This is a genomic window from Colwellia sp. RE-S-Sl-9 (assembly GCF_048296855.1).
GTDB lineage: Bacteria > Pseudomonadota > Gammaproteobacteria > Enterobacterales > Alteromonadaceae > Pseudocolwellia.
This window is the reverse complement of record NZ_CP182631.1, coordinates 711,581-731,680: the sequence shown is the minus strand read 5'-3', so window position 1 is coordinate 731,680 and position 20,100 is coordinate 711,581. Positions and strand designations below refer to the sequence as shown.

The window sequence follows — 20,100 nt, the reverse complement described above, 5'->3', positions numbered from 1 at the left end:
CAGCTTGGGGTATAGTGTTATTACTTCAGTTACTTGCGTATTACGAGTAATAACACTTTTACAAAAGAATGCTTTTAGTTATTTTTTTAAATAGTTTCAGGCATTCTAATATACCTATTACCATTCTAACACTCTTAAATACCAATCAAGATGCTTATTTCAGAGTGCTTGAGCGATATCAATTCAAGGCAATGTAATGCTTTTTATAATGGTCGCTCCCTTATAAAAAGCATTATATATTGATACGTATCAAACATTATCTTGCTTCAATAACCTACCATTGCTTTACTTCTTTATAATGTGCTGGAAATTAACGTGTCTAGAGAACATATAGAATTTATTCAATCGCAAGTATTACCATGGCAGTCATGTCCTTTTCAATGTGATGTTCAATATAAAGAACTGAGTGTTGATCAAAAAACTCAAGCAACCACAGGTGTTTTTAAATATAAAAAAAACTGGCTTGAAGAGGAGGCTTATTGGTTAGCATCTGAAGAAGAGTTTTTTGTTCTTAAGGGCGAAATTGAAATTAATAAGATCCGTTATACTGAAGGGTATTATGGATATTTTCCCGCAAGCTATTTACGAAAAACTGTAAAAGCTAATAAATATACCGTATTAATACGTTTTATCGACCAGTCACCTCAGCCTATTTACTATCAATATGGCGACCCTTTACCTGTAATGAAAAAAGATGCTATAGAAGGAATAAACAGCTTTGATATGCAATGGGATAAAGGCGTACAAGATGAAAAACTACTGCATTTAGACTTTGGTCGTAAAATATTAAGAATAGATCCTTCAACTAAAGCAAAAACATTTCTTTATATGGTGTCGCCACAAACTTATCCGCAGCAATGGAAAGGCCCTAAAGAGTCCCATCCAACCGTGGAAGAATCTTTTTGTGTTACAGGATCGTTAGCTGGTGAGCATGGTGTTATGCGAACGGGTGCCTATTTTTGGCGACCACCTGAAATACCACACGGCCCATATGGTTCACGAACTGGAGCGGTATTACTCATCCGTTTTGTTGGCGGCGAACATATTAATCATTGGTCACAAGAGTTGTATCCTTTTACTTTTGATCCCGATTATGAACCTATTTTACCTGAACGTTTACAAAGTATAGGTAAGAAAGAATGGTTGCCTGAACCTTTTTAAGGACTAGGTTACCCAAGTTCAGGTTAAATAGGCCTAAATCTATTTAGGCCTATCAACGGCTTAACTATAAAAAGCTTCAACAGTGCCTTTTAAAGTAATTAAAAGTGGCTGACCTCTACGATCTAACGCTTTAGGAGAGGGGATTTTTATCCAACCTTCGCTAATGCAGTATTCTTCCACATTAAAATGTTGCTTACCATTAAGTTTAATACCAATAGTATGTTCGAAAATTTCTTCTACATGGTGTGGGCTACGTGGATTACCTGAAAGGCGATCAGGTAAATCTGGAAGCGATTTAGTATCATTCATATTTTTTGCCTGAAGTAAGAAAATAAAAAAGTGCGCTATTGTAGACAAGATAAGCCTAACGCTCAAGAACTGCTGTAGAATTTAGTGATAGGGGTTTTACTTTATACTAATTTCACCGTTATAAGTTGTACAGAACGAGAAATAATAAAGCCGCTTAAAATTATATTTTAAGCGGCTTTATTTTTGTATGGTCGGAGTGACAAGATTCGAACTTGTGACCTCACGTCCCCCAGACGCACGCGCTACCAAGCTGCGCTACACCCCGAATAAGCAAACATATGAGGGCTAACTGTTCGCTGCGTACATATTAATGATTTATAAAACGAATGCAATGTAAATTAAAGGCATATAGTTTCAACTGGCTAAATAATATGCTACCCCATAAATTCTATCGAATTATTGCTTATGAATTAATCTGTTTCGGCTAAAGGTTTATTAAAGCGTTTAATAAAGTTAACACCATCAATCATTAATGGAAAATCTGTGTTTACAGAAATAGGTTTTTGCAATTGTCTTGAATAACTTTGAAACTCGCCATTTTTATCAATAAATACCGACTTATCTTTATTAAAAACAATAATGCCTGACTCAATCGTATTAGCAATAACACGGTTCGACTTCACCGTAAGTATGTTTTGTCCGTTAACAATTTTTTGAGCGCTAGCTTTACAGTTAAGCCACTCACTTAATAACGTTGGCTGAATATCCATATGGCTTGTTAGGCGTTTTAATTTATCGCTGTTTCTTTCAGGTATTACTAATAGAGAAGGTTTAATAGATAAACTGTCTTGTATATTTTTATTGCCAATTGAACTGACAAAAACAATGTCTTTTACACTTTTTTGACGTTGAGATAATAGTAGCGCGTCTATAAATAATTCAGCTTGAGCTGTGCTTTCATCATCAAAATAAAACACATGTAAACCAGCATTTAATTGATTAAGTTTTTCTGTAAAACTTTTTTCATTAGAGCTAAATATAAGTGACGATACACCTGTTAACTCATAAGTATTATCAAACCACTCTTTAAACCATAATGTTTCAATACTTGATGGGCTATTAGATACAACGGTAAGATCCGACGATAAGCCTCTACGCTCTATTTCTTGAAATAATAACGGTTTTATATCTTGAGATAAAATATCATTTTTATAAATAGTGGGTAAGCTATAAAATAAGTTAAACCAAGAGTTTACAGGTAACGCGTTATCTATATGCCTTGTTAAGTTAACATTTGAACTTATAGATTTTAAAGAAAACCCCGCTATTTGATTATCCGTTAACATAGACTGAGTTAATACCATAAAGACTGATTGCTTAGGTTTTTCATTAACAATACATTGTTGCGTTAATCTTGGATATTCGCTTACTTTGTGCTTTAACGATAAAGCACTTTCTTTATTTTCCACGTAGTTTTCAGCATCAAATAATTCGTATTTGGTTAACAATGTTTTAGCGGTAGACGGATACGAAAGTGGTAAAACGGTATCTTGTTTCAACACATCATAATTCCATTTAGCATCAGCCCAAATATGCGTAAAATGGCTAATAAAAAACGATGCAACTAAAACATGCACTACATACTTTGCATAAGGTACACGTTGTAACTCTTTTAAGTGTTTCCAGGCGTAATTACTTAAAGTAAGTTCTATGCTTAAAAGTAGCAAAGCAACAGAGCCTGATATAACCCAAAATTTCAAGCTGTTATGAGCAATCATATTGCTGATAAGTAGAATAATTTGATCACTTGAAGAGGCATTTAAGTGATAACCCAAACGTATAAAAACAAAAGCATCTAATAATAAGAGAAATAATGCTCCTGTGAAAATGAGTGACGCGGTTACTCTAATAAACTGCGTTTTGGGATAAATTAATATGATCGGGAATATAATTAACACAAACCCCATAAAGGTTAAAAACCCCATATGGCTTGCCCATGTGGTATATAGGTATAAGTGTCCGATCACCGTATCTGGTGTTTTTTCACCAAATACATAAAATGACGATAACAATATTGCGAGAAAAACGTTAAAAAAAGTAAACCAATGGCTCCAACTAATTAAATGTAAAAGACGTTTACTGTATGATTTAGACTCAAATGAAACCATTGGTTATATTTATTCTCTGATTTTGTTGTTAAAATTAATTTGATTGTTTATTTTGTTGTTCAACGGTTTGTTTTAGCGCTTGTGTAAAGTTAGCAACAACAGCTTCACGTTTACTTTCAGGCACTTGTTTATTGATAATTTCAGTAAGGGTATTTCCTAAACACATAAGTGCTAAATCAGGAGTTGCTTCTTCATTAATGAGGACATCAAATAGATTTTGAATGATTTTTTCTACACGTTCGTTTGAATACTTGGATACAATAGGCATCTTTAATACTTAATTTTGCAAATGATTAACTGCGGCTAGTTTATCAAATGCCCAAACAATATAAAACTGACCATTACCTATGAGTTTAATAATTTCTAATATTGCACTGCATTTTTTATCAAAAATTGAAGAAACAGGTGAAGTAACACTTCGTTTTGGACCAGAAAACAGCGAAGCAGATCACAAAATAGAAAGTTTTGTAGATTCACTTCATAAAATTTACAACAATAAAGGCAGTAAAGCTTACGGTAATTTTTCGTCAATGCCTGCCGAAGGCGATACCGCTCGTTTCGTTGATATAATGGAAAGCTACTTAGGTGACGTTCAGTCTTTTTACGACTTTAGTACACAAGCAGCCAACTTATTAAAAAATGAAATTGAAAAATACGATCTTGCTGAAACAGGCTATTTAATCGTTTGTCACTACGAATACATGGGCGGACGTTATTTACTTGCTGCTATTATTCCTATGTCTGAACATTATTCTGTAGACGGTGAACAGAATATTTCTGCAGATAAACATCTTGATACTAATAAATTACAACTAGCTGCACGTATCGATTTATTTGATTATCAGCAAAACGCTGAAGGTAATCGTTACATCTCTTTTATAAAAGGGAGAGCTGGGCGTAAAGTATCAGACTTCTTTTTAGACTTTTTAGGTTGTGAAGAAGGTATAAATGCAAAAGAGCAAACTCAAACTTTAGTACAAGCGGTTGAAGATTATGTTTCAGTTAATCAACTCGACCCACAAGAAAAACAAGACGCACGCAAAGAGTTACTCAGTTACTGTAAAGAACAAAAAGCAACTGACCAAGACGTGTCGATTAAGGAAATAGGTAAAGTATTAAAGCATGAAGAATCAGGACAAGACTTTTATTCTTTTTGCCAAGAACAAGCTTACCCGATTGAAGAAAACTTCCCTCATGACCAAGCAATAGTAAATAAAGTAACTAAATATTCAGGTTACGGTAGTGGTATTAGCGTAAGTTTTGAACGCGGCCACTTAGGACAAGATGTTGTTTACAACGCAGGAAACGACAGTTTAACCATTTATAAAGTACCACCAAATTTGAAAGCACAATTACTCGCTTTATTAGAAAATGAAGCCAAAAGTAATAACCCTTTCAATGATGAAAATGAATAATTGAAGTAACGCGTAATCGCTAAGTAACTAATATATATTATTTATATTAATAGCAGGGTAAAACAAAAAACTCGCGTTAACAAATACGAATTAAACAACGAGACTTACAATAAGTCTCGTTATGAATACAATATTTTAGGATTATTATGAATACATTAACAATAACTCGCCCAGACGATTGGCATGTTCACCTTAGAGATGGCGCAGCATTAAAAAATACCGTTACCGATATTAGTCGTTATTTTGGCCGCGCAGTGGTTATGCCAAATTTAGTTCCTCCGGTAACTAATGCAAAATTAGCTGACGATTATTATCAACGTATTATGGCAGTTAATCCTTCAGCAAACTTCAAACCGTTAATGGTTTTATACCTTACCGATCAAACCACAGCACAAGATATTGAAGACGCGAAAAACTCAGGGATTGTTGTTGCGGCAAAATTATATCCTGCAGGGGCAACCACTAACTCGTCTTCAGGTGTTACCAGTGTAGACAATATCGCATCAGTTATTGAAGCCATGCAAAAACACGAAATGCCTTTACTTATACATGGTGAAGTCACGACTGCGGATATTGATATTTTTGATCGCGAAGCGGTATTTATCGATACTATATTAAAACCACTTGTAGCTAAATATCCAAACTTAAACGTAGTGTTAGAGCACATAACAACAAAACAAGCCGTAGATTTTGTTGAACAAGCAGGACCAAAAGTTGCTGCCACTATTACTGCACACCATTTATTATATAACCGTAACCACATGCTAGTAGGCGGTATAAGACCACACTTTTTCTGTTTACCTATTTTAAAACGTAATATTCATCAAAACGCGTTAATAAAAGCCGCAACAAGTGGTAGTGCGAAATTCTTTTTAGGTACGGATTCTGCGCCACATCCACAACATGCTAAAGAATCTGCATGTGGTTGTGCTGGCTCTTATACAGCGCATGCTGCTATCGAGTTATACGCTGAAGTGTTTGAACAAGAAAACGCATTAGATAAACTTGAGTTATTCGCAAGTTTAAATGGCCCTGCATTTTATAATTTACCTGCAAATGAAGACAAAATTACATTAACCAAAAAAGAATGGGATGTTCCAGCTACTATGGCATTTGGTGATGACGTTGTTGTTCCTGTTAGAGCAAGTGAAGTTATAAACTGGCAAGTAAGCGAATAGGGAGCTTTTAATGCAATTATTTGTTAATGATCTTACGGTTATCGATTTTTCTTATTGTTGTGAACAACGCGGAATAGTAGGTGAGAGCTGGATAGTTGATGTGTTACTTGAAGGTGAACTCAACGAAATGAGCATGGTGCTCGACTTTAGCGTAGTAAAAAAACAAATAAAGTCGATTATAGATAACGCCGTTGATCATAAATTATTATTACCTATTAATAACAATATGGTTTCTGTAGAAAACTCTACAACTCAGCCAAACAGCGAGTATGTGGATGTTATAAGTAAACGCGGTTCGTATTTTTTACAATCGCCGGCACAAGCGTTTGCTAAAATACCCGCTGAAACAATTAACATCTCTTCAGTAACTGATTATTTAACAAAAATCATTAAAGCAGAACTTCCTGAAAACGTAAAAGGTTTAAGTTTAGTTTTACGTGAAGAAAATATAGATACTGATTATTACCATTATACCCATGGCTTAAAATTACATGATGGTAATTGTCAGCGCATTGCTCATGGTCATCGTTCTAAAATTCAATTGTTTAAAAATGAACAGCGCGATTTTACGCTTGAAAAACAATGGTGTGATCGCTGGGCAGATATTTACATAGCTTCTGAAGCAGATCGTATTGCAAAGTCAGACATTCAATTATCAAAATCAGCATATTCAGCGTTAACAGATAAGCATCAATATTTTTCTTATATTGCACCCCAAGGTCGTTTTGATATTGCGGTACCAACTAATGTATTAGATGTGGTTGATTGCGATTCTACCGTTGAGTTACTTGCAGACTTTATTTGCAGACAACTTAAAAAATCATACCCTAATGATTCAATAAAAGTTATTGCTTACGAAGGTGTAGCGAAAGGAGCGATAGCTTATGACTAATTCAAATATATTTACACAAGGTATTGTTAGTACCTGTTTGTTTGCATCATTTACCTTGCTTACAACACAAGTCGCAAATGCAGCACAATCATTTAGCTTATCAAGCAATTTAAAGCAGGGCGCTTTGATTGTTGGAAAAACAGACCCAGATAATATAGTTAAATTAAATGATAAAGTTTTAACTGTTTCTAAAAATGGTGACTTTGCTTTTGGTTTTGGACGTGACGAAGTTAAGCCGCATACCATTAGCGTTACCAATAAATCAGGAGTTATAGAAAAGCAAACTTTAACGCCGCAAAAGCGTGAATATAATATTCAACGCATTAACGGCATTAAGCAAAGCATCATGAAACCTAATCCTGTTGCTGTTTCTCGTTCGCAAAAAGACAATGCACAAATTGCCAAGGCTAGAACAACTTTAAGTGATCGCACGGCTTTTGCTCATGGTTTTATTGCGCCTATCGACGGAAAAATTACCGGTGTTTATGGCAGCCAACGCGTATTTAATGGTGAGAAAAAACGTCCGCACTTCGGTTTAGATTATGCAGGTAAAACAGGTGATCCTGTAAAAGCCCCGGCTGATGGTGAAATTTTATTGTTTGAGCCTGATATGTTTTATTCTGGCGGCACTATGATTATCGATCATGGTCATGGCGTTACTTCAACATTTTTACATTTAAGTGCATCTAAAGTAAAAGCCGGAGATTTAGTTAAACAAGGTCAAGTTATCGCCAGTGTAGGTTCAAGCGGTAGAGCTACTGGGCCACATCTCGACTGGCGCATTAACTGGTTTGGTGTGCGTTTAGATCCTGCTTATGTTCTGGAATTACCCAAATAGCTGATTACTGCAAGATGTTAGCTAATTCTACATTTCAATGTGATAACAAATACCAACATAAACTTACAGTTGACTACAATTTATAAACAGACAAATAAGCAACAATTTTGGATACTCTTTTAAATAATTATCACTTCATCAGTGTGTGAACACACTGTTTTAATTTATTAAGAGATCATCAAATGGACAAGTTGAAAAAAAATCTAGTTTTAGCATCAATATTAGCGACTTCTTCAATTATCAGTGGCTGTAACGATGAAGCTATTACCTATAACGACTCAAAAATCAGCTATATAAATGCGTTAGATGAGCAAGCGACATTTTTTATTAAACAAGATGGGGCATCAGGGAAAATTTATAATAATAAACATAGAGTTATAAGCTTACTAAAAGAGACTGCAAGCGGTGAAATTAAACATACTTGGTTTGGTTTTAAACAAAGCCAAATAGCCGTAGAAGATACGAATACACGTAGTAATTATACAAGTATTAAAAAAACGTTAAGAGATAAACGTAATTATTGGACTGTTGCTTGGTTAGATAATAATGATTATGAACTGTCTATTTTTGAAAAAGAAACTTCAAATATGGATGGATTATATCGTGTTAGAGTATTTAGTAATGGCCAATATCCCATCTATATAAATGGAAATACAACAAACACTCTTTTTACTAAAAAAGGAGAAGTCTCTGATTTTTTTAGTGTTGAAAAGTGTACAGAATTAAAAATTGCAAATAACAATATTGATCTATGTAAGGGCGATTTTGGTAAATCTTATTTAGCTGTTGTAGATGAAAACGGCTTATTATCATTAACTGAAGAAATTTAAGAATGTGAATATACAAACGTATAAACTTTACTTTTATACGTTTTATTTTAAATTAAACAAAAGCTCAAACTCCCACCACAATATATTTAACCTCATCAAAAGTCTTTCTAAAATATTCAATAATAAATTGATCTAGCTCATTTTTTGTTCACAAAAATAACTATTAAACCAATAAATCAATTAAAGTTAATGACACGTTAACGCATTCAATCAACGATTTTAACGAGTAAATCTCTTTTTACTTTAATTAACTATATAGGTATCGATATGAAATATTTATTACTATTTTTAAGTATGTCCTTAATCAGTATTAGCCTTATAAGTTGCGATTTAGGCCCTGAATCACCTAGAGGTTTTAGCTTTCCTAAGGGGGATATCAACCAAGGTAAAGCCGTTTTAGTTAAATATCAGTGTTTAGCTTGTCATCAAATAAAAGGAATAGAACCAGAAGAAGGTATTAATAATCCTGATTTAAACGTTGTTTTAGGAGGTAAATCAACAAAAGTAAAAACATATGCTGAGTTGGTAACAAGCATTATTAATCCATCACATAAAATAGCGAGAGGTTATCCACGTGATGTTGTGACAATTGATGGTAAATCAAAAATGACGAATTTTAATGATGTAATGACGGTAACTGAATTAGTAAATTTAGTGACATTTTTAGAATCACATCATGAGTTAATACCATATAGACATACAGATTATCAATATTATGGCTATTAAAAACAACAGATTATCTGTTAACAAATAAGTAAGTAGAAAATATGGAGCGTAAAATGAAAACAGTAAAACACGGTTTATCTATAGGAATAGAAAGAGTTAATAATGAGTTTTTTCTCTCATTAAAAGCAGTTGGCAAACTTACGCATGCTGACTATGAAATTATAACACCTATAATTGATTCAGCTTTAGCAGAAGTTAAAGAACCAAAGGTAGATGTGTTAATTGATGGAACAGAATTAGAAGGATGGGAATTAAGAGCTGCATGGGATGATTTAAAACTTGGACTTAAACATAATAATGAATTTAATAAAATAGCGATCTATGGAAATAAAAACTGGCAGCAAATAACAGCTAAAGTTGGATCTTGGTTTATGTCAGGAGAAGTTAAATACTTCGACAATATGATAGATGCAATTCACTGGATAAAACCTAAATAGCGTAAAAGTATGGGATATTTGAATTAGTTTAAACAGATAAAAGTACCAATAGAAGTGTTATGTATTTCACATACGCCACTAAGTCCGATACTGTTCAGTATCGGACTTAGTGTATTTAGCGCTTTTAATCAGTGCTTAGCCTCAATTTACCCGCATTATGTAAAGTTTAGTTATATTCAATTAATGAATATAACTTTTAAAGTACCTGACCAGCTTATTTATTATGCACATGGTTATAAATTACAAATGAATATTAATAACAGCTAAAGCTAAATATTTTTATGATCGATCATCAATAGTTATTTAAAGTATATTCAGCTGTTCGTGTCTAAATTCCTCAGCACCAAGTGTATTTTGATCAACTTTTAACTTAGCCCAACTGACAATAGAAATTATTGTAATTGTAAGAAATAAATCAGTCTGATCAAATCTTTGAATGATTTATAAATGATGCGAACGTTTTTATTTAAGCTTTAATCTAAAAAATTATCTTTTAGAATATGATGATATTTTTAGTATCTATTGATAAATTGGCTCCGTAAATTTCAATCGTTACATCTAATCATTAACGCTTTAAAGTAAACCATTGTTATTCATTTACAAATAAAAACATCAGCCATCTCAATAATCATTAAATTAATATTCACAACAATCAGGCTTTGTATAATTATTAGTTTTTAGCTTACTTTTAATACTTAAACATGTTTTTTGCTAATTCAGTTTTTATCGATAAAAAATGCTGCGCTTTATGATCATGTATGACAAATAACTTAGTTTTAAGGTGATTTATTTATGGTAACTGGGGGAAAAATCCCTATTTTTTATGTATATAGAAATTACCCGAGCGCCCTGCCTTTATAGCTCTATTATTGACTGCCTAAGTCGAAAACCAATTAAATAATCATTAAATTACAAAAACTTAAGCCTGGCTGCTTTAGTGTACTCTCGCTGTTTTTCGTTATCTTTCGGGGTTATCTACAAATACTCGTTACATTAAAGAATTAACTATTTTTAACACAAGATAAATTGCCAATTACCCAACGTTTATTTTTGTAACCATAGTTCTATATCTTGTCGATGTGGAATAGAGCCACTATGTACATTAACTTCATCAATAATGACAGCTGGAGTACTCATTACACCATAGCCCATAATGACCTCAGGATCAGTTTCTTTAATAACATGTACATCTACATTGAGTTCATCGGCTATTTTCGAAATAATCTCAATAGTTTTTGTACATTTTGCACAACCAGTACCTAATACTTTAATTTCTTTCATAATTTTTCCTAAATAAAGGGAGTCAGATAATTAAAAATCCAACCAATTAACGTAAATGCAACGAGTAGTAATGCAAAAAGTATTACTAGTAATCGCCATTGCATTACTTGTTTTAACAAGATAAATTCGGGGAAGCTTGCTGCCACTGTACTCATACAAAAGGCGAGTGTTGTGCCAATAGGAAGCCCCTGCTTAATTAAACTTTCCATCACGGGGATAACTCCTGTGGCATTTGAATATAAGGGTATTCCAAGTAATACAGCAGAAGGAACTGACCACCATTGTCCATTACCTAAATGCTCTTCAATAAAACCATCAGGAACAAAACCATGTAGCGCAGACCCTAACCCGACACCAATAATCACCCATTTCCATACTCGGCCAAATATTTCTAGCGTTTCTTCTTTGGCAAAAGAATGTCGCTCTTTTAAAGATAAGGATTTAACCTGTTTTGACTTAACAGTAGAAGAAGCATTTTGACCACGTTCCAATGCTTTTATTGCAAACGATTGTAACCAACGCTCAGCTCTTATAGCATCAAGAAACACACCACCTAAAATCCCAACAGACATACCAACAACAATATAAAGCAGTGTAAACTTCCAGCCTAATAAGCTAAGTAACAACAATACAGCCACTTCATTAATGAGCGGTGAGGTAATAAGAAATGACATGGTGATACCAACAGGAATACCTGCTGAGGTAAAACCTAAAAACACAGGAATACTTGAACAGGAACAAAAAGGAGTTATTGCGCCAAAACTAGAACCTAATATGTAACCTATACCTTTATGTTTTCCTGCTAAATAGTCGCGCACACGTTCTACATTCATTGATGCTCTTATCAAAGCAATAAAATAAATCATCACTAATAATAAAAAGAAAATTTTAGTCGTGTCTTCAATGAAAAAGTGAAGAGCATCGCCTAATTTTGTCTCTTTCGATATACCAAAAACATCCACAACTAACCATGTGGCTAAATCCGTAAATACTTCAAACATTTTTCACCTAATACGTTATTTCATACTTTTTCTCGTTATCATTCAAAATGCATTATGAAATACGTATATCGATTGGTAACGGGTATATAATTACACTGTACGACTTAGCAGTTAGATATACTATTAAAGTAACTCGCTACTACTAACCTGATTGATCTAGGTCAATGTCTGCAAACTAAAATCTAATAAGGTATCCCTACTACTGTTACATAAAAGCTACTATAAAAGGGATACGTTATGACAAAAAATATCACCAGTGATCACATACATGTGACACTCGAAGAATTGGCGATTAGCGTCCGCCCAATAACTGCAGATGACGAAGAAATTGAAGCTGAATTTGTACGGCAGCTATCATTAGAAACTAAGCATGAGCGTTTTTTTGAAGGGATAAAAGAGTTGTCACCCAATATGTTAAAAACCTTATGTAATATCGACTACGTTAATACAATGGCATACATCGCCACGGTTCAATATAAGGGTAAAGAAAAAGAAATTGGGGTATGTCGCTATAATACTGGTGCCAATCTAGATGAACGCGAAATGGCATTAACAATAGCTGATGATGTTCCGTATGAGTCTGTTGCGACTCTTTTAATTAATACCTTGTCAGATCACGCTCGAAAGAACAAAGTAAAACGCCTGTTCTCTATTGATCTAAACAGTAATAATAGAATGCAAAAATTAGCTAATTCTCTTGGCATGACAACCAAAAAAGATCCTGAAGATGCATGCCAAGTTATTTATACTTTATCTTTGTAATTTCTTTTAAACAGGTCGCTTAACATCCATGTAGTATAAGTCTACAGCGTGGATTTTTATAACCATGCGCTAACGTTTTAACTAACAGTAATATATATTTTATGTATTTGTTTGAGATGGATTTGTAGCCGTTATACGTATGTAAATAACACCTAAAACAGCAGATAATACGGATGCAATTAAAATTGAGGTTTTAGCAACATGCAAATGTTCAGGTTGCGAATCAAACCCGAGCGCAGCGATAAAGGTCGACATGGTAAAACCTATTCCTGCAATAAGTGATGCGCTAACAACATGTTTTAAATTAACATTTTTTGGTAAACGGCCAATATTTAATTTTAAGGCAAGCCAACAACCGCCTGAAATACCGATAAATTTACCTAAAACAAGTCCTGCAATTATGCCTATTCCAACAGGATCTTGTAGGTCTTTAACTAAAGAGTTTGTGTCAAAAATCACTCCTGCATTCGTTAAGGCAAATAGCGGTAAAATAATTAATGCTACGGGTAAATCTAAAGTGTCTTCCCAACGGCGAAGTGGTGCACTGGCGCGCTCAGTAAAATCTCGAACTTCTTTTACCTGTTCGTGGTCCTTTTTATTGCCAAGCATATCGACTTCTTTTGATTTATTTTTTAATGAGCCAAGTAAATATTTTGCATTATCAACTATCTTTTTTGAAACCAACTTAGGTCTTGCAGGAATAGTTAATGCTATGGCAACACCGGCAACGGTTGGATGTACGCCTGATTGGAGCATAGCCCACCAAGCAGTAATACCTATTAGAATATAAAAATAAGATTGACGAATTCCAGCATAGTTTCCAGCCGCTAAAATACCGATACAGCCAATAGCGCTAGTTAAATGTAATAAAGATATTTCTTGAGTGTAAAACACAGCGATAACTAATATTGCCCCCACATCGTCGACGATAGCAAGGCCAACAATAAAGGCAAGTAAGCTTACCGGAATATATTTTCGCACAATGGTAAGTACACCAAGGGCAAATGCAGTATCTGTTGCCATAGGTATGCCCCACCCAATTTGTGAATTGAGCGACCAGTTAAATATAGAATAAATTAACGCAGGACAAATCATTCCTCCAATAGCACACACCATCAGCATACGACGATTTTCTGGTTTAGCGAGATCTCCTGCTAAAACTTCGCGTTTTATTTCAAGGCCCAGCAGGAAAAAAAATATCACCATCAAACCATCATTAATAATATGTTTGAGTGAAGCGCGTAGCTCAAAGTCGCCCACAAAAAATCCAATGGGTGTATGTATCAAACCAATATAAGATGCAGAATAAATGGAGTTTGCCCACCAAAGTGCGGCTGCCGTAGCCATTAGTAGAATAAGGCTAGATGTAGTTTGAGCTCGAATAAAATATGAAAAGGGTTCGTGAATACTTTCTAAACCGCGTTGTAAAACATTTTTAGATTCAGTCTCCATACTAATCCCCTACAAATTTTAAATAGATAAATAACGGGGTTAAATTTGTGATGGTTTTTAACGAAAAAGCCTCTAATAGGCTGCAGAGTTTAAGAGATTGAGTTCTATTTGAATAACAAGAAAAACCGTTGTTTGGATTCATTTAACTTCCCTTATAAAAACATATCAGTATACGTTTTTTATGTGAATTTTTCCATTAAAGCGACCTTTATCTTTTTTATTAAAAACTATTAAAAAGCCTAGTAAATAAAGTACTACAGCTTATGTTTATTGATTAATTCTTGTTTTAAAAGTACATCAAATTCATCAGCTGTATATAAACTAAGTGACTCAGCAGCCTCACCTAAAGATATATTATTGTGATGCGCTTTATGAACAATTTTTGAAGAAATATCGTAACCTAGTTTAGGTGTTAATAATGTGATAACGGATAAATTTTGTTCCATGTTAATATCAATTTGAGATTGATTTAATTCAAGGCCACTCACACAGTTGTTAGCAAATGAGATCATAGCATCTGATAATAACTCGATACTTTCCATAACGTTATAGATAATCACAGGACGATAAGTATTGAGTTGTAGTTGACCATGGGAAGCGGCGAGTGAAACCGTTAACTCGTTACCAAACACTTGTAAGCACACCATAGATAAAGCTTCGCATTGAGTAGGATTGACTTTGCCAGGCATAATCGAACTACCTGGTTCGTTCGCAGGTAATAGCCATTCATTAAATCCGCAACGAGGGCCACTAGCGAGTAACCTAAAGTCATTTGCTATTTTAAATAAAACACTTGCTAGCTGCTTTAGTGCGCTGGTGTAGCGCACTAAAGCATCTTCACCTGAAACAGCAGCATATTTATTGTCGTTAGATTGAAAAGGTAATTGATGGTATTCGGCTAACTTTAACGAAACTTTGTCGCCAAAGTTAGCGGGTGCGTTGTCTCCATTTCCTACCGCTGTACCGCCGATAGCGAGTTGATAAACCCCCCTTAAGCTTTCTGTTATTGCTAATTTAGCTTGCGTTAATTGTTTGCAATAACCAGAAAACACAGCGCTAGCTGGCAAAGGTAATGCATCCATTAAATGTGTTCTACCTACGCTAAGTACCGATTTAAATGCGGTTTCTTTTGCATAAAGCATATCATGCAGGTGGTTTAATGAGTTAAGTAACTGGTTTTGTGTTAATTGCGCAACAACTAAATGCATAGCGGTAGGAAATACATCATTTGATGACTGCGACATATTGACATGATCATTAGGATGAATGGGGCTACTTGCTTGTTCTGTTGGGTTATTTTTAATTCTATTTTTGTGTATAAAAGTATTTGCGAGTGTACAAATTACCTCATTCACATTCATATTTGTTTGAGTACCTGAACCTGTTTGCCAGACACTTAATGGGAATTGTTCAGCGTGGTCTTTACTTAAAAGTTCGTCGCAAGCCGCTATAATACCGTTGAAATAATCAGATTTTAATAAACCTTCATCATAATTTACTTGGGCACATGCGCGTTTAATACTAATAAGTTTATTAATAAATTCTGTAGAAAATTGGTGATGGCCTATTTTAAAAAACTGTAGTGATAACTTAGTTTGATCGCCCCAAAGTTTATTTTTTGGCATCATGTTGCTCTCATTAATTGAGACTTGAATTAGTCTCTTATTGAAATGGGGTTGAAATTCAAACAATCAATGATTAAAAGCCTCTAAGTATATTCAGAGGTTCGAGCCCAAACACCAAATGTATTTTGGTCAACTTCAAACTTAGCCCAACTGACAAATTCGTTAACGGTACATTGTCCAAATGATCCTGAATTAATTCCAGCTAACACGGTAAACTTAACGCTTTGTTTATTAATAGCTGATATTTGTCTGATCTCCCATTTGTTACCAATTTTACCATTACTGTATGCAAAGCCTGCTGCAATTTCCGTTGGATGTTCAATATCTAATTCTGCATGACGTTTAGCATTTTCAAAAATCTCAACCCAAGCTTCATCTGTTATATCAATATAAGAACCGTGCTCGCTGATCGACTTCATAAAGTCTTCAATGGTAATCTCGTTTTCTCGATCACCAGGAGAAATTTTTCCTTCTGAGTGAGTTTTAAAATAGCTATGGGATGGATAACGTCTCCAACGAAATGGATAATTAAGAATAATGCCCGCTAAAATAATAATCACTGAGTTAAGTAATGTAGGAACTAATATATAATTAAAGCCTAGTTCGTGAATAGCATCTCCACCTAAAACTGCGCCTAATGCCGTTGCCCCGCCAGGTGGATGAATACATCTTAAATATGACATAGCGAAAATAGCTAAAGCAACAGCAAAAGCCGCGGCTACTACTACATTACTACCCAAATATTTCCAAGATATAACCCCTAGTAAAGCACTAATCACATTTCCTGCAAGCACTTGCCATGGCTGAGAAAGCGCACCATGTGGCACAGCAAAAACAAGTACAGATGTTGCCGCAATCGATATTAATACATACGTATTATAAGAAACCTGTTCTGTTACATTGATATAATTTAAACATAATTGAGAAAAATAAATCACAGATATTATTGCGATTAATGAGGTTAACGAGCCTAAAATAATATCTTTGAATGGTGTTTTTGTTGTTGGTAACCCTAGATATAACCTACATTCCTTAACAATAGAGTTATTTCTCATTCTTTTAAGCCCAACTCTTTCAGCGTGAATAACCTAAGAACATAAGAGAGTTTAAATAAAGCAGGCATAATCATTATTGTTATGTGCCCTGCTATTTGTTCCACTATTGTGAGTTTTTCGTCCATGCCATAAACCAGTGCTATAGCACTTAACGTAATTATGAGAGTTAAAGCAATCATTACATTAGCAAAACGTAGCAGTGTAGGTATAGACGGATTGAACATTAATATAGCCCTATTTAATTGACTTAAAGCACGCACCAGAATAGATCATGGGTCGGCACAATTTTGGAGCGAAGATAGTATCTAAGAAAAATATATGTGTATAATGAATAATATTTAGGTTTATTATTTGTTCTATCGATATTAATGGAAGTTTTATGGATTATATTGCGGCTAAAACGTTTCTTTCAATTTGCAATACGGGTACTTTTGGTGCATCTGCTGTTGAACTTAATGTAACTCAAACAACAGTTACTGCACGTATAAAATCGTTAGAAAACGAACTTAACTGCGCTTTATTTATCAGAAATAAAAGCGGCGCTAAATTAACAAAAGATGGCGAGCACTTTAAATCATACGCAACACAAATTGTTCAAACATGGCATGCAGCAAAAAGAGATTTACCATTACCACTTGTATCTAAAGACAGCCTTGCTATAGGCGTTGATTTAACACTCTGGAACCCTATAGCCGCCAAATGGCTTGTTCAAATTAATAAAAACAATCCTGAACTTGCATTAAACCTTGAAGTTGGTGACAGTAAACAGTTATGTGAAAAAGTAAGATCAGGCGGATTAGATGCCGCATTAGTTCATCAACCAGAATATAGTTCGCGTATTATTGTAGAACATTTATTAGATGAAAAATTAATACGCGTTCAAGCCAAAAATAATAGCGAACCCTACATGTATATAGATTGGGGAGACGAATACCGAAGACTACATGATAATGCCCTACCAGAATTAGCTCGTAGTAATATATCAATCAGTTTAGGGCCTGTCGCTTTACAGGTTATGTTAAAGTCTGGCGGAAGTGGCTATTTTAGAACACGTGTCATTAATCGATATTTAGAGCAAGGACTTATTGAATTAACACCTAATTCACCTCAATTTTCATATCCGGTTTATCTTATTTGTTATGCTCAAAAAGACATTAATATTAATAAGTTAAAACAACAACTCATTCACGTATTTGAAGAGAACGACGACTGGTTTTAATAAATATTAAAGGCCCCCTGCCACCTTTACTCATTAATTTAAAAACTAGTATTGGACATAGTGTTTTTAACAAATTAAACTAACTTATGCTCAGATAAACTCGCTAAAATTTAAAATGCCATTAACAAAGCCTATACCATTATATCCATCGTATATCGATTTACTTGAATTCGATTTTGAAGATTATCCTGAACTCGATACAATATTTTCATCAGAACCTGATTGGTGGTTAGAGCATTTTAAATGGGGGCAGTCTTTTTTAGAATACACTGGTAGAAATAAATCTATTCATACCTATGATCGTTTTAGAAATGAAGTAGAACGTTTTTTATTATGGTCGTTTATTATTAAAAAAATGCCAATTGATCAGTTACGTAAAACAGATATTTTAGAATATGCTGATTTTTGTTGGCAGCCACCCGTTACATGGATCGGTACGTCTAACCAAGAACGCTTTAAGTTATCGAATGGATACTCTTCAGCCAATGAACTTTGGGCGCCTTATAAAATTCAAATCCCTAAAATCCAGAAAAACCAAACAGTTATCGATAAGAAAAAATATCGTCCATCTCAGCAAACCTTAACCTCATCATTTACTGCAATTATTGTGTTTTATAACTACTTAATGGCTGAAGAATATTGTTTGGGGAATCCTGCACAAATAGCAAAAAAAGATTGTAGACATTTTATTACCGACGCACAGGTAAAAGAAGTTAAACGATTAAGCTCAGTACAATGGCAATATGTATTAGATACCGCAATTGATATGGCTAACGAAGATGAAACTTTTGAACGTAGCTTATTCGTAATCGCATCATTGAAAACCTTGTTTTTACGTATATCAGAATTATCTGAGCGCCCTGCTTGGTCACCTATTATGGGGCATTTTTGGCAAGACGAAGATGATAACTGGTGGTTAAAAGTATTTGGTAAAGGTCGAAAGTTACGCGATACAACAGTACCCGTAGATTTTCTCCCTTTTTTAAAACGCTATCGCGCATCAAGAGGTTTATCAAGTTTACCTACGAGCAGTGAAAACACCGTGTTAGTTGAAAAAATAAGAGGTCAAGGTGGAATGACATCAAGACACTTAAGACGCTTAGTACAAACGGTTTTCGATCGTGCTTACTTAACTATGAAACAACAGGTAGGTGAAGATAAAGCCTTAAAATTAAAAGAAGCTTCAACACATTGGCTCAGACATACCGGAGCAAGTATGGAAATAGAACGTGGCCGCCCTCTTAAAGATGTTTCTGAAGATCTTGGTCATGCCAGTATGGCAACAACAGATACCGTATATGTTCAAAGTGAGAACAAATTACGAGCTGAAAGTGGTAAAAAACGAAAAGTTAATTAACTATTTTTTAGTTTAAATGAAATATTTAAAAACAGCATTCTGGATAATATTCTATCTAAACATTATTAATTACATATTAAAAACATAAACTTATGCTGATGTAGCTCAAATTTACAATTTTAAAAGTAATAATGTTCCGTGTGTAGATATATTTACACATAATTATATTCCACCATCTTACATAACAAATCCTGTCCTACGGATCCGTTTAAATGCTTTTTGCTCATTGTTACAAGGAATTTACATAGAACAACTATGCTAGATCTCTTGCTCCGTGCTTAACAAACATTTAATTTGAAGAAAATTTAAACATAAAAGCTCAACAGACCTTAATAATTTACAGCCTTTGTTCTTATACATTTACACTTCCATTTGAAACATTGCAAAACACACGTAATCAATTGTTTTATATCACTAAAATAACAATTTAAGTTAACTTTCTGCATAAATTGAC

At 34.1% G+C, this 20,100-nt stretch carries 20 protein-coding genes and 1 tRNA gene; 11 read left to right on the top strand and 10 right to left on the bottom strand.

Translation table 11 applies throughout. From position 1 onward, the window contains the following. The first annotated feature begins 315 nt into the window (after window positions 1-315). Entirely contained in the window at window positions 316-1,161 is an 846-nt protein-coding gene (locus ACM9HF_RS03165; RefSeq protein WP_473614264.1) for a cupin domain-containing protein, read from the top strand. A 60-nt stretch (window positions 1,162-1,221) separates the two neighbouring features. Here ACM9HF_RS03165 and ACM9HF_RS03160 read toward each other — a convergent pair whose 3' ends face one another. The 4 genes from ACM9HF_RS03160 to ACM9HF_RS03145 form a co-directional block, all read right to left on the bottom strand. After that, window positions 1,222-1,470, bottom strand: coding sequence for a DUF3297 family protein (locus ACM9HF_RS03160; RefSeq protein ID WP_473614263.1), 249 nt, complete (start codon window positions 1,468-1,470; stop codon window positions 1,222-1,224). A 188-nt stretch (window positions 1,471-1,658) separates the two neighbouring features. Continuing rightward, window positions 1,659-1,735, bottom strand: a tRNA-Pro gene (locus ACM9HF_RS03155). A 145-nt stretch (window positions 1,736-1,880) separates the two neighbouring features. Then, the gene (locus tag ACM9HF_RS03150) at window positions 1,881-3,578 is read right to left on the bottom strand and encodes a DUF3413 domain-containing protein (RefSeq protein ID WP_473614262.1); all 1,698 of its coding nucleotides are present in this window, start codon (window positions 3,576-3,578) and stop codon (window positions 1,881-1,883) included. Between the two features lie 34 nt (window positions 3,579-3,612). After that, on the bottom strand, window positions 3,613-3,846 hold the full coding sequence (locus tag ACM9HF_RS03145) for a YejL family protein (RefSeq protein ID WP_076420755.1): 234 nt from the start codon (window positions 3,844-3,846) through the stop codon (window positions 3,613-3,615). A gap of 79 nt (window positions 3,847-3,925) precedes the next feature. Between ACM9HF_RS03145 and yejK the strand changes: the two genes are divergently transcribed. The 7 genes from yejK (at window position 3,926) to ACM9HF_RS03110 (ending at window position 9,894) form a co-directional block, all read left to right on the top strand. Next, window positions 3,926-4,993 carry a nucleoid-associated protein YejK gene (gene yejK / locus ACM9HF_RS03140; RefSeq protein ID WP_473614261.1) on the top strand — a complete coding sequence of 356 codons (1,068 nt, stop codon included), beginning with the start codon at window positions 3,926-3,928 and terminating at the stop codon, window positions 4,991-4,993. Window positions 4,994-5,139: 146 nt separating this feature from the next. Then, entirely contained in the window at window positions 5,140-6,171 is a 1,032-nt protein-coding gene (gene pyrC, locus ACM9HF_RS03135) for a dihydroorotase (protein ID WP_473614260.1), read from the top strand. A gap of 10 nt (window positions 6,172-6,181) precedes the next feature. Beyond that, window positions 6,182-7,063, top strand: a complete 882-nt coding sequence (locus tag ACM9HF_RS03130) for a 6-pyruvoyl trahydropterin synthase family protein (RefSeq protein WP_473614259.1) — start codon at window positions 6,182-6,184, stop codon at window positions 7,061-7,063. Beyond that, window positions 7,056-7,901 carry a M23 family metallopeptidase gene (locus ACM9HF_RS03125; RefSeq protein WP_473614258.1) on the top strand — a complete coding sequence of 282 codons (846 nt, stop codon included), beginning with the start codon at window positions 7,056-7,058 and terminating at the stop codon, window positions 7,899-7,901. Before ACM9HF_RS03130 ends, ACM9HF_RS03125 begins: the two co-directional genes overlap by 8 nt. Window positions 7,902-8,083: 182 nt before the next feature. Then, window positions 8,084-8,731, top strand: coding sequence for a hypothetical protein (locus ACM9HF_RS03120; protein ID WP_473614257.1), 648 nt, complete (start codon window positions 8,084-8,086; stop codon window positions 8,729-8,731). Window positions 8,732-8,998: 267 nt separating this feature from the next. Further along, window positions 8,999-9,457, top strand: coding sequence for a cytochrome C (locus tag ACM9HF_RS03115; protein WP_473614256.1), 459 nt, complete (start codon window positions 8,999-9,001; stop codon window positions 9,455-9,457). A 53-nt stretch (window positions 9,458-9,510) separates the two neighbouring features. Then, a complete protein-coding gene (locus ACM9HF_RS03110; protein WP_473614255.1) occupies window positions 9,511-9,894 on the top strand; it encodes a SpoIIAA family protein in 384 nt (127 codons plus the stop codon). 1,044 nt (window positions 9,895-10,938) lie between these two features. On the opposite strand, the gene ACM9HF_RS03105 is transcribed toward ACM9HF_RS03110, so the two are convergent. Both ACM9HF_RS03105 and ACM9HF_RS03100 read right to left on the bottom strand, forming a co-directional pair. Beyond that, window positions 10,939-11,175: a thioredoxin family protein gene (locus tag ACM9HF_RS03105; RefSeq protein WP_473614254.1), complete on the bottom strand. Its 237-nt coding sequence runs from the start codon at window positions 11,173-11,175 to the stop codon at window positions 10,939-10,941. Between the two features lie 8 nt (window positions 11,176-11,183). Then, window positions 11,184-12,176 carry a permease gene (locus ACM9HF_RS03100; RefSeq protein ID WP_473614253.1) on the bottom strand — a complete coding sequence of 331 codons (993 nt, stop codon included), beginning with the start codon at window positions 12,174-12,176 and terminating at the stop codon, window positions 11,184-11,186. A 237-nt stretch (window positions 12,177-12,413) separates the two neighbouring features. Between ACM9HF_RS03100 and ACM9HF_RS03095 the strand changes: the two genes are divergently transcribed. Then, window positions 12,414-12,938, top strand: a complete 525-nt coding sequence (locus ACM9HF_RS03095) for a GNAT family N-acetyltransferase (RefSeq protein WP_077342973.1) — start codon at window positions 12,414-12,416, stop codon at window positions 12,936-12,938. Between the two features lie 99 nt (window positions 12,939-13,037). Here ACM9HF_RS03095 and nhaA read toward each other — a convergent pair whose 3' ends face one another. The 4 genes from nhaA to ACM9HF_RS03075 all read right to left on the bottom strand — a co-directional run bounded on the left by nhaA (window position 13,038) and on the right by ACM9HF_RS03075 (window position 17,294). After that, window positions 13,038-14,390, bottom strand: a complete 1,353-nt coding sequence (gene nhaA / locus ACM9HF_RS03090; protein ID WP_473614252.1) for a Na+/H+ antiporter NhaA — start codon at window positions 14,388-14,390, stop codon at window positions 13,038-13,040. A gap of 254 nt (window positions 14,391-14,644) precedes the next feature. Beyond that, complete coding sequence (locus tag ACM9HF_RS03085; RefSeq protein WP_473614251.1) at window positions 14,645-16,018, bottom strand: class II fumarate hydratase; 1,374 nt, start codon at window positions 16,016-16,018, stop codon at window positions 14,645-14,647. An 80-nt stretch (window positions 16,019-16,098) separates the two neighbouring features. After that, window positions 16,099-17,070, bottom strand: coding sequence for an HPP family protein (locus ACM9HF_RS03080; RefSeq protein WP_473614250.1), 972 nt, complete (start codon window positions 17,068-17,070; stop codon window positions 16,099-16,101). After that, complete coding sequence (locus tag ACM9HF_RS03075) at window positions 17,067-17,294, bottom strand: hypothetical protein (protein WP_076420739.1); 228 nt, start codon at window positions 17,292-17,294, stop codon at window positions 17,067-17,069. The genes ACM9HF_RS03080 and ACM9HF_RS03075 overlap by 4 nt, the downstream gene beginning before the upstream one ends. A 155-nt stretch (window positions 17,295-17,449) precedes the next feature. Here ACM9HF_RS03075 and ACM9HF_RS03070 point away from each other — a divergent pair, with 155 nt between their 5' ends. Further along, window positions 17,450-18,289: a LysR family transcriptional regulator gene (locus ACM9HF_RS03070; RefSeq protein ID WP_473614249.1), complete on the top strand. Its 840-nt coding sequence runs from the start codon at window positions 17,450-17,452 to the stop codon at window positions 18,287-18,289. A 115-nt stretch (window positions 18,290-18,404) separates the two neighbouring features. Further along, window positions 18,405-19,646 carry a tyrosine-type recombinase/integrase gene (locus tag ACM9HF_RS03065; RefSeq protein WP_473614248.1) on the top strand — a complete coding sequence of 414 codons (1,242 nt, stop codon included), beginning with the start codon at window positions 18,405-18,407 and terminating at the stop codon, window positions 19,644-19,646. The last annotated feature ends 454 nt before the right edge of the window (window positions 19,647-20,100 follow it).

Bases quoted from the DNA above. Each gene is read 5' to 3' on its own strand.
- ACM9HF_RS03110 (WP_473614255.1), top strand. From the start codon at position 9,511: ATGAAAACAGTAAAACACGGTTTATCTATAGGAATAGAAAGAGTTAAT.
- ACM9HF_RS03115 (WP_473614256.1), top strand. From the start codon at position 8,999: ATGAAATATTTATTACTATTTTTAAGTATGTCCTTAATCAGTATTAGC.
- yejK (WP_473614261.1), top strand. From the start codon at position 3,926: ATGAGTTTAATAATTTCTAATATTGCACTGCATTTTTTATCAAAAATT.
- ACM9HF_RS03120 (WP_473614257.1), top strand. From the start codon at position 8,084: ATGGACAAGTTGAAAAAAAATCTAGTTTTAGCATCAATATTAGCGACT.
- ACM9HF_RS03085 (WP_473614251.1), bottom strand. From the start codon at position 16,018: ATGATGCCAAAAAATAAACTTTGGGGCGATCAAACTAAGTTATCACTA.
- ACM9HF_RS03100 (WP_473614253.1), bottom strand. From the start codon at position 12,176: ATGTTTGAAGTATTTACGGATTTAGCCACATGGTTAGTTGTGGATGTT.
- ACM9HF_RS03075 (WP_076420739.1), bottom strand. From the start codon at position 17,294: ATGTTCAATCCGTCTATACCTACACTGCTACGTTTTGCTAATGTAATG.
- ACM9HF_RS03065 (WP_473614248.1), top strand. From the start codon at position 18,405: ATGCCATTAACAAAGCCTATACCATTATATCCATCGTATATCGATTTA.
- ACM9HF_RS03130 (WP_473614259.1), top strand. From the start codon at position 6,182: ATGCAATTATTTGTTAATGATCTTACGGTTATCGATTTTTCTTATTGT.
- ACM9HF_RS03125 (WP_473614258.1), top strand. From the start codon at position 7,056: ATGACTAATTCAAATATATTTACACAAGGTATTGTTAGTACCTGTTTG.
- ACM9HF_RS03145 (WP_076420755.1), bottom strand. From the start codon at position 3,846: ATGCCTATTGTATCCAAGTATTCAAACGAACGTGTAGAAAAAATCATT.
- ACM9HF_RS03160 (WP_473614263.1), bottom strand. From the start codon at position 1,470: ATGAATGATACTAAATCGCTTCCAGATTTACCTGATCGCCTTTCAGGT.
- ACM9HF_RS03095 (WP_077342973.1), top strand. From the start codon at position 12,414: ATGACAAAAAATATCACCAGTGATCACATACATGTGACACTCGAAGAA.
- ACM9HF_RS03150 (WP_473614262.1), bottom strand. From the start codon at position 3,578: ATGGTTTCATTTGAGTCTAAATCATACAGTAAACGTCTTTTACATTTA.
- ACM9HF_RS03080 (WP_473614250.1), bottom strand. From the start codon at position 17,070: ATGAGAAATAACTCTATTGTTAAGGAATGTAGGTTATATCTAGGGTTA.
- pyrC (WP_473614260.1), top strand. From the start codon at position 5,140: ATGAATACATTAACAATAACTCGCCCAGACGATTGGCATGTTCACCTT.
- ACM9HF_RS03105 (WP_473614254.1), bottom strand. From the start codon at position 11,175: ATGAAAGAAATTAAAGTATTAGGTACTGGTTGTGCAAAATGTACAAAA.
- ACM9HF_RS03070 (WP_473614249.1), top strand. From the start codon at position 17,450: ATGGATTATATTGCGGCTAAAACGTTTCTTTCAATTTGCAATACGGGT.
- nhaA (WP_473614252.1), bottom strand. From the start codon at position 14,390: ATGGAGACTGAATCTAAAAATGTTTTACAACGCGGTTTAGAAAGTATT.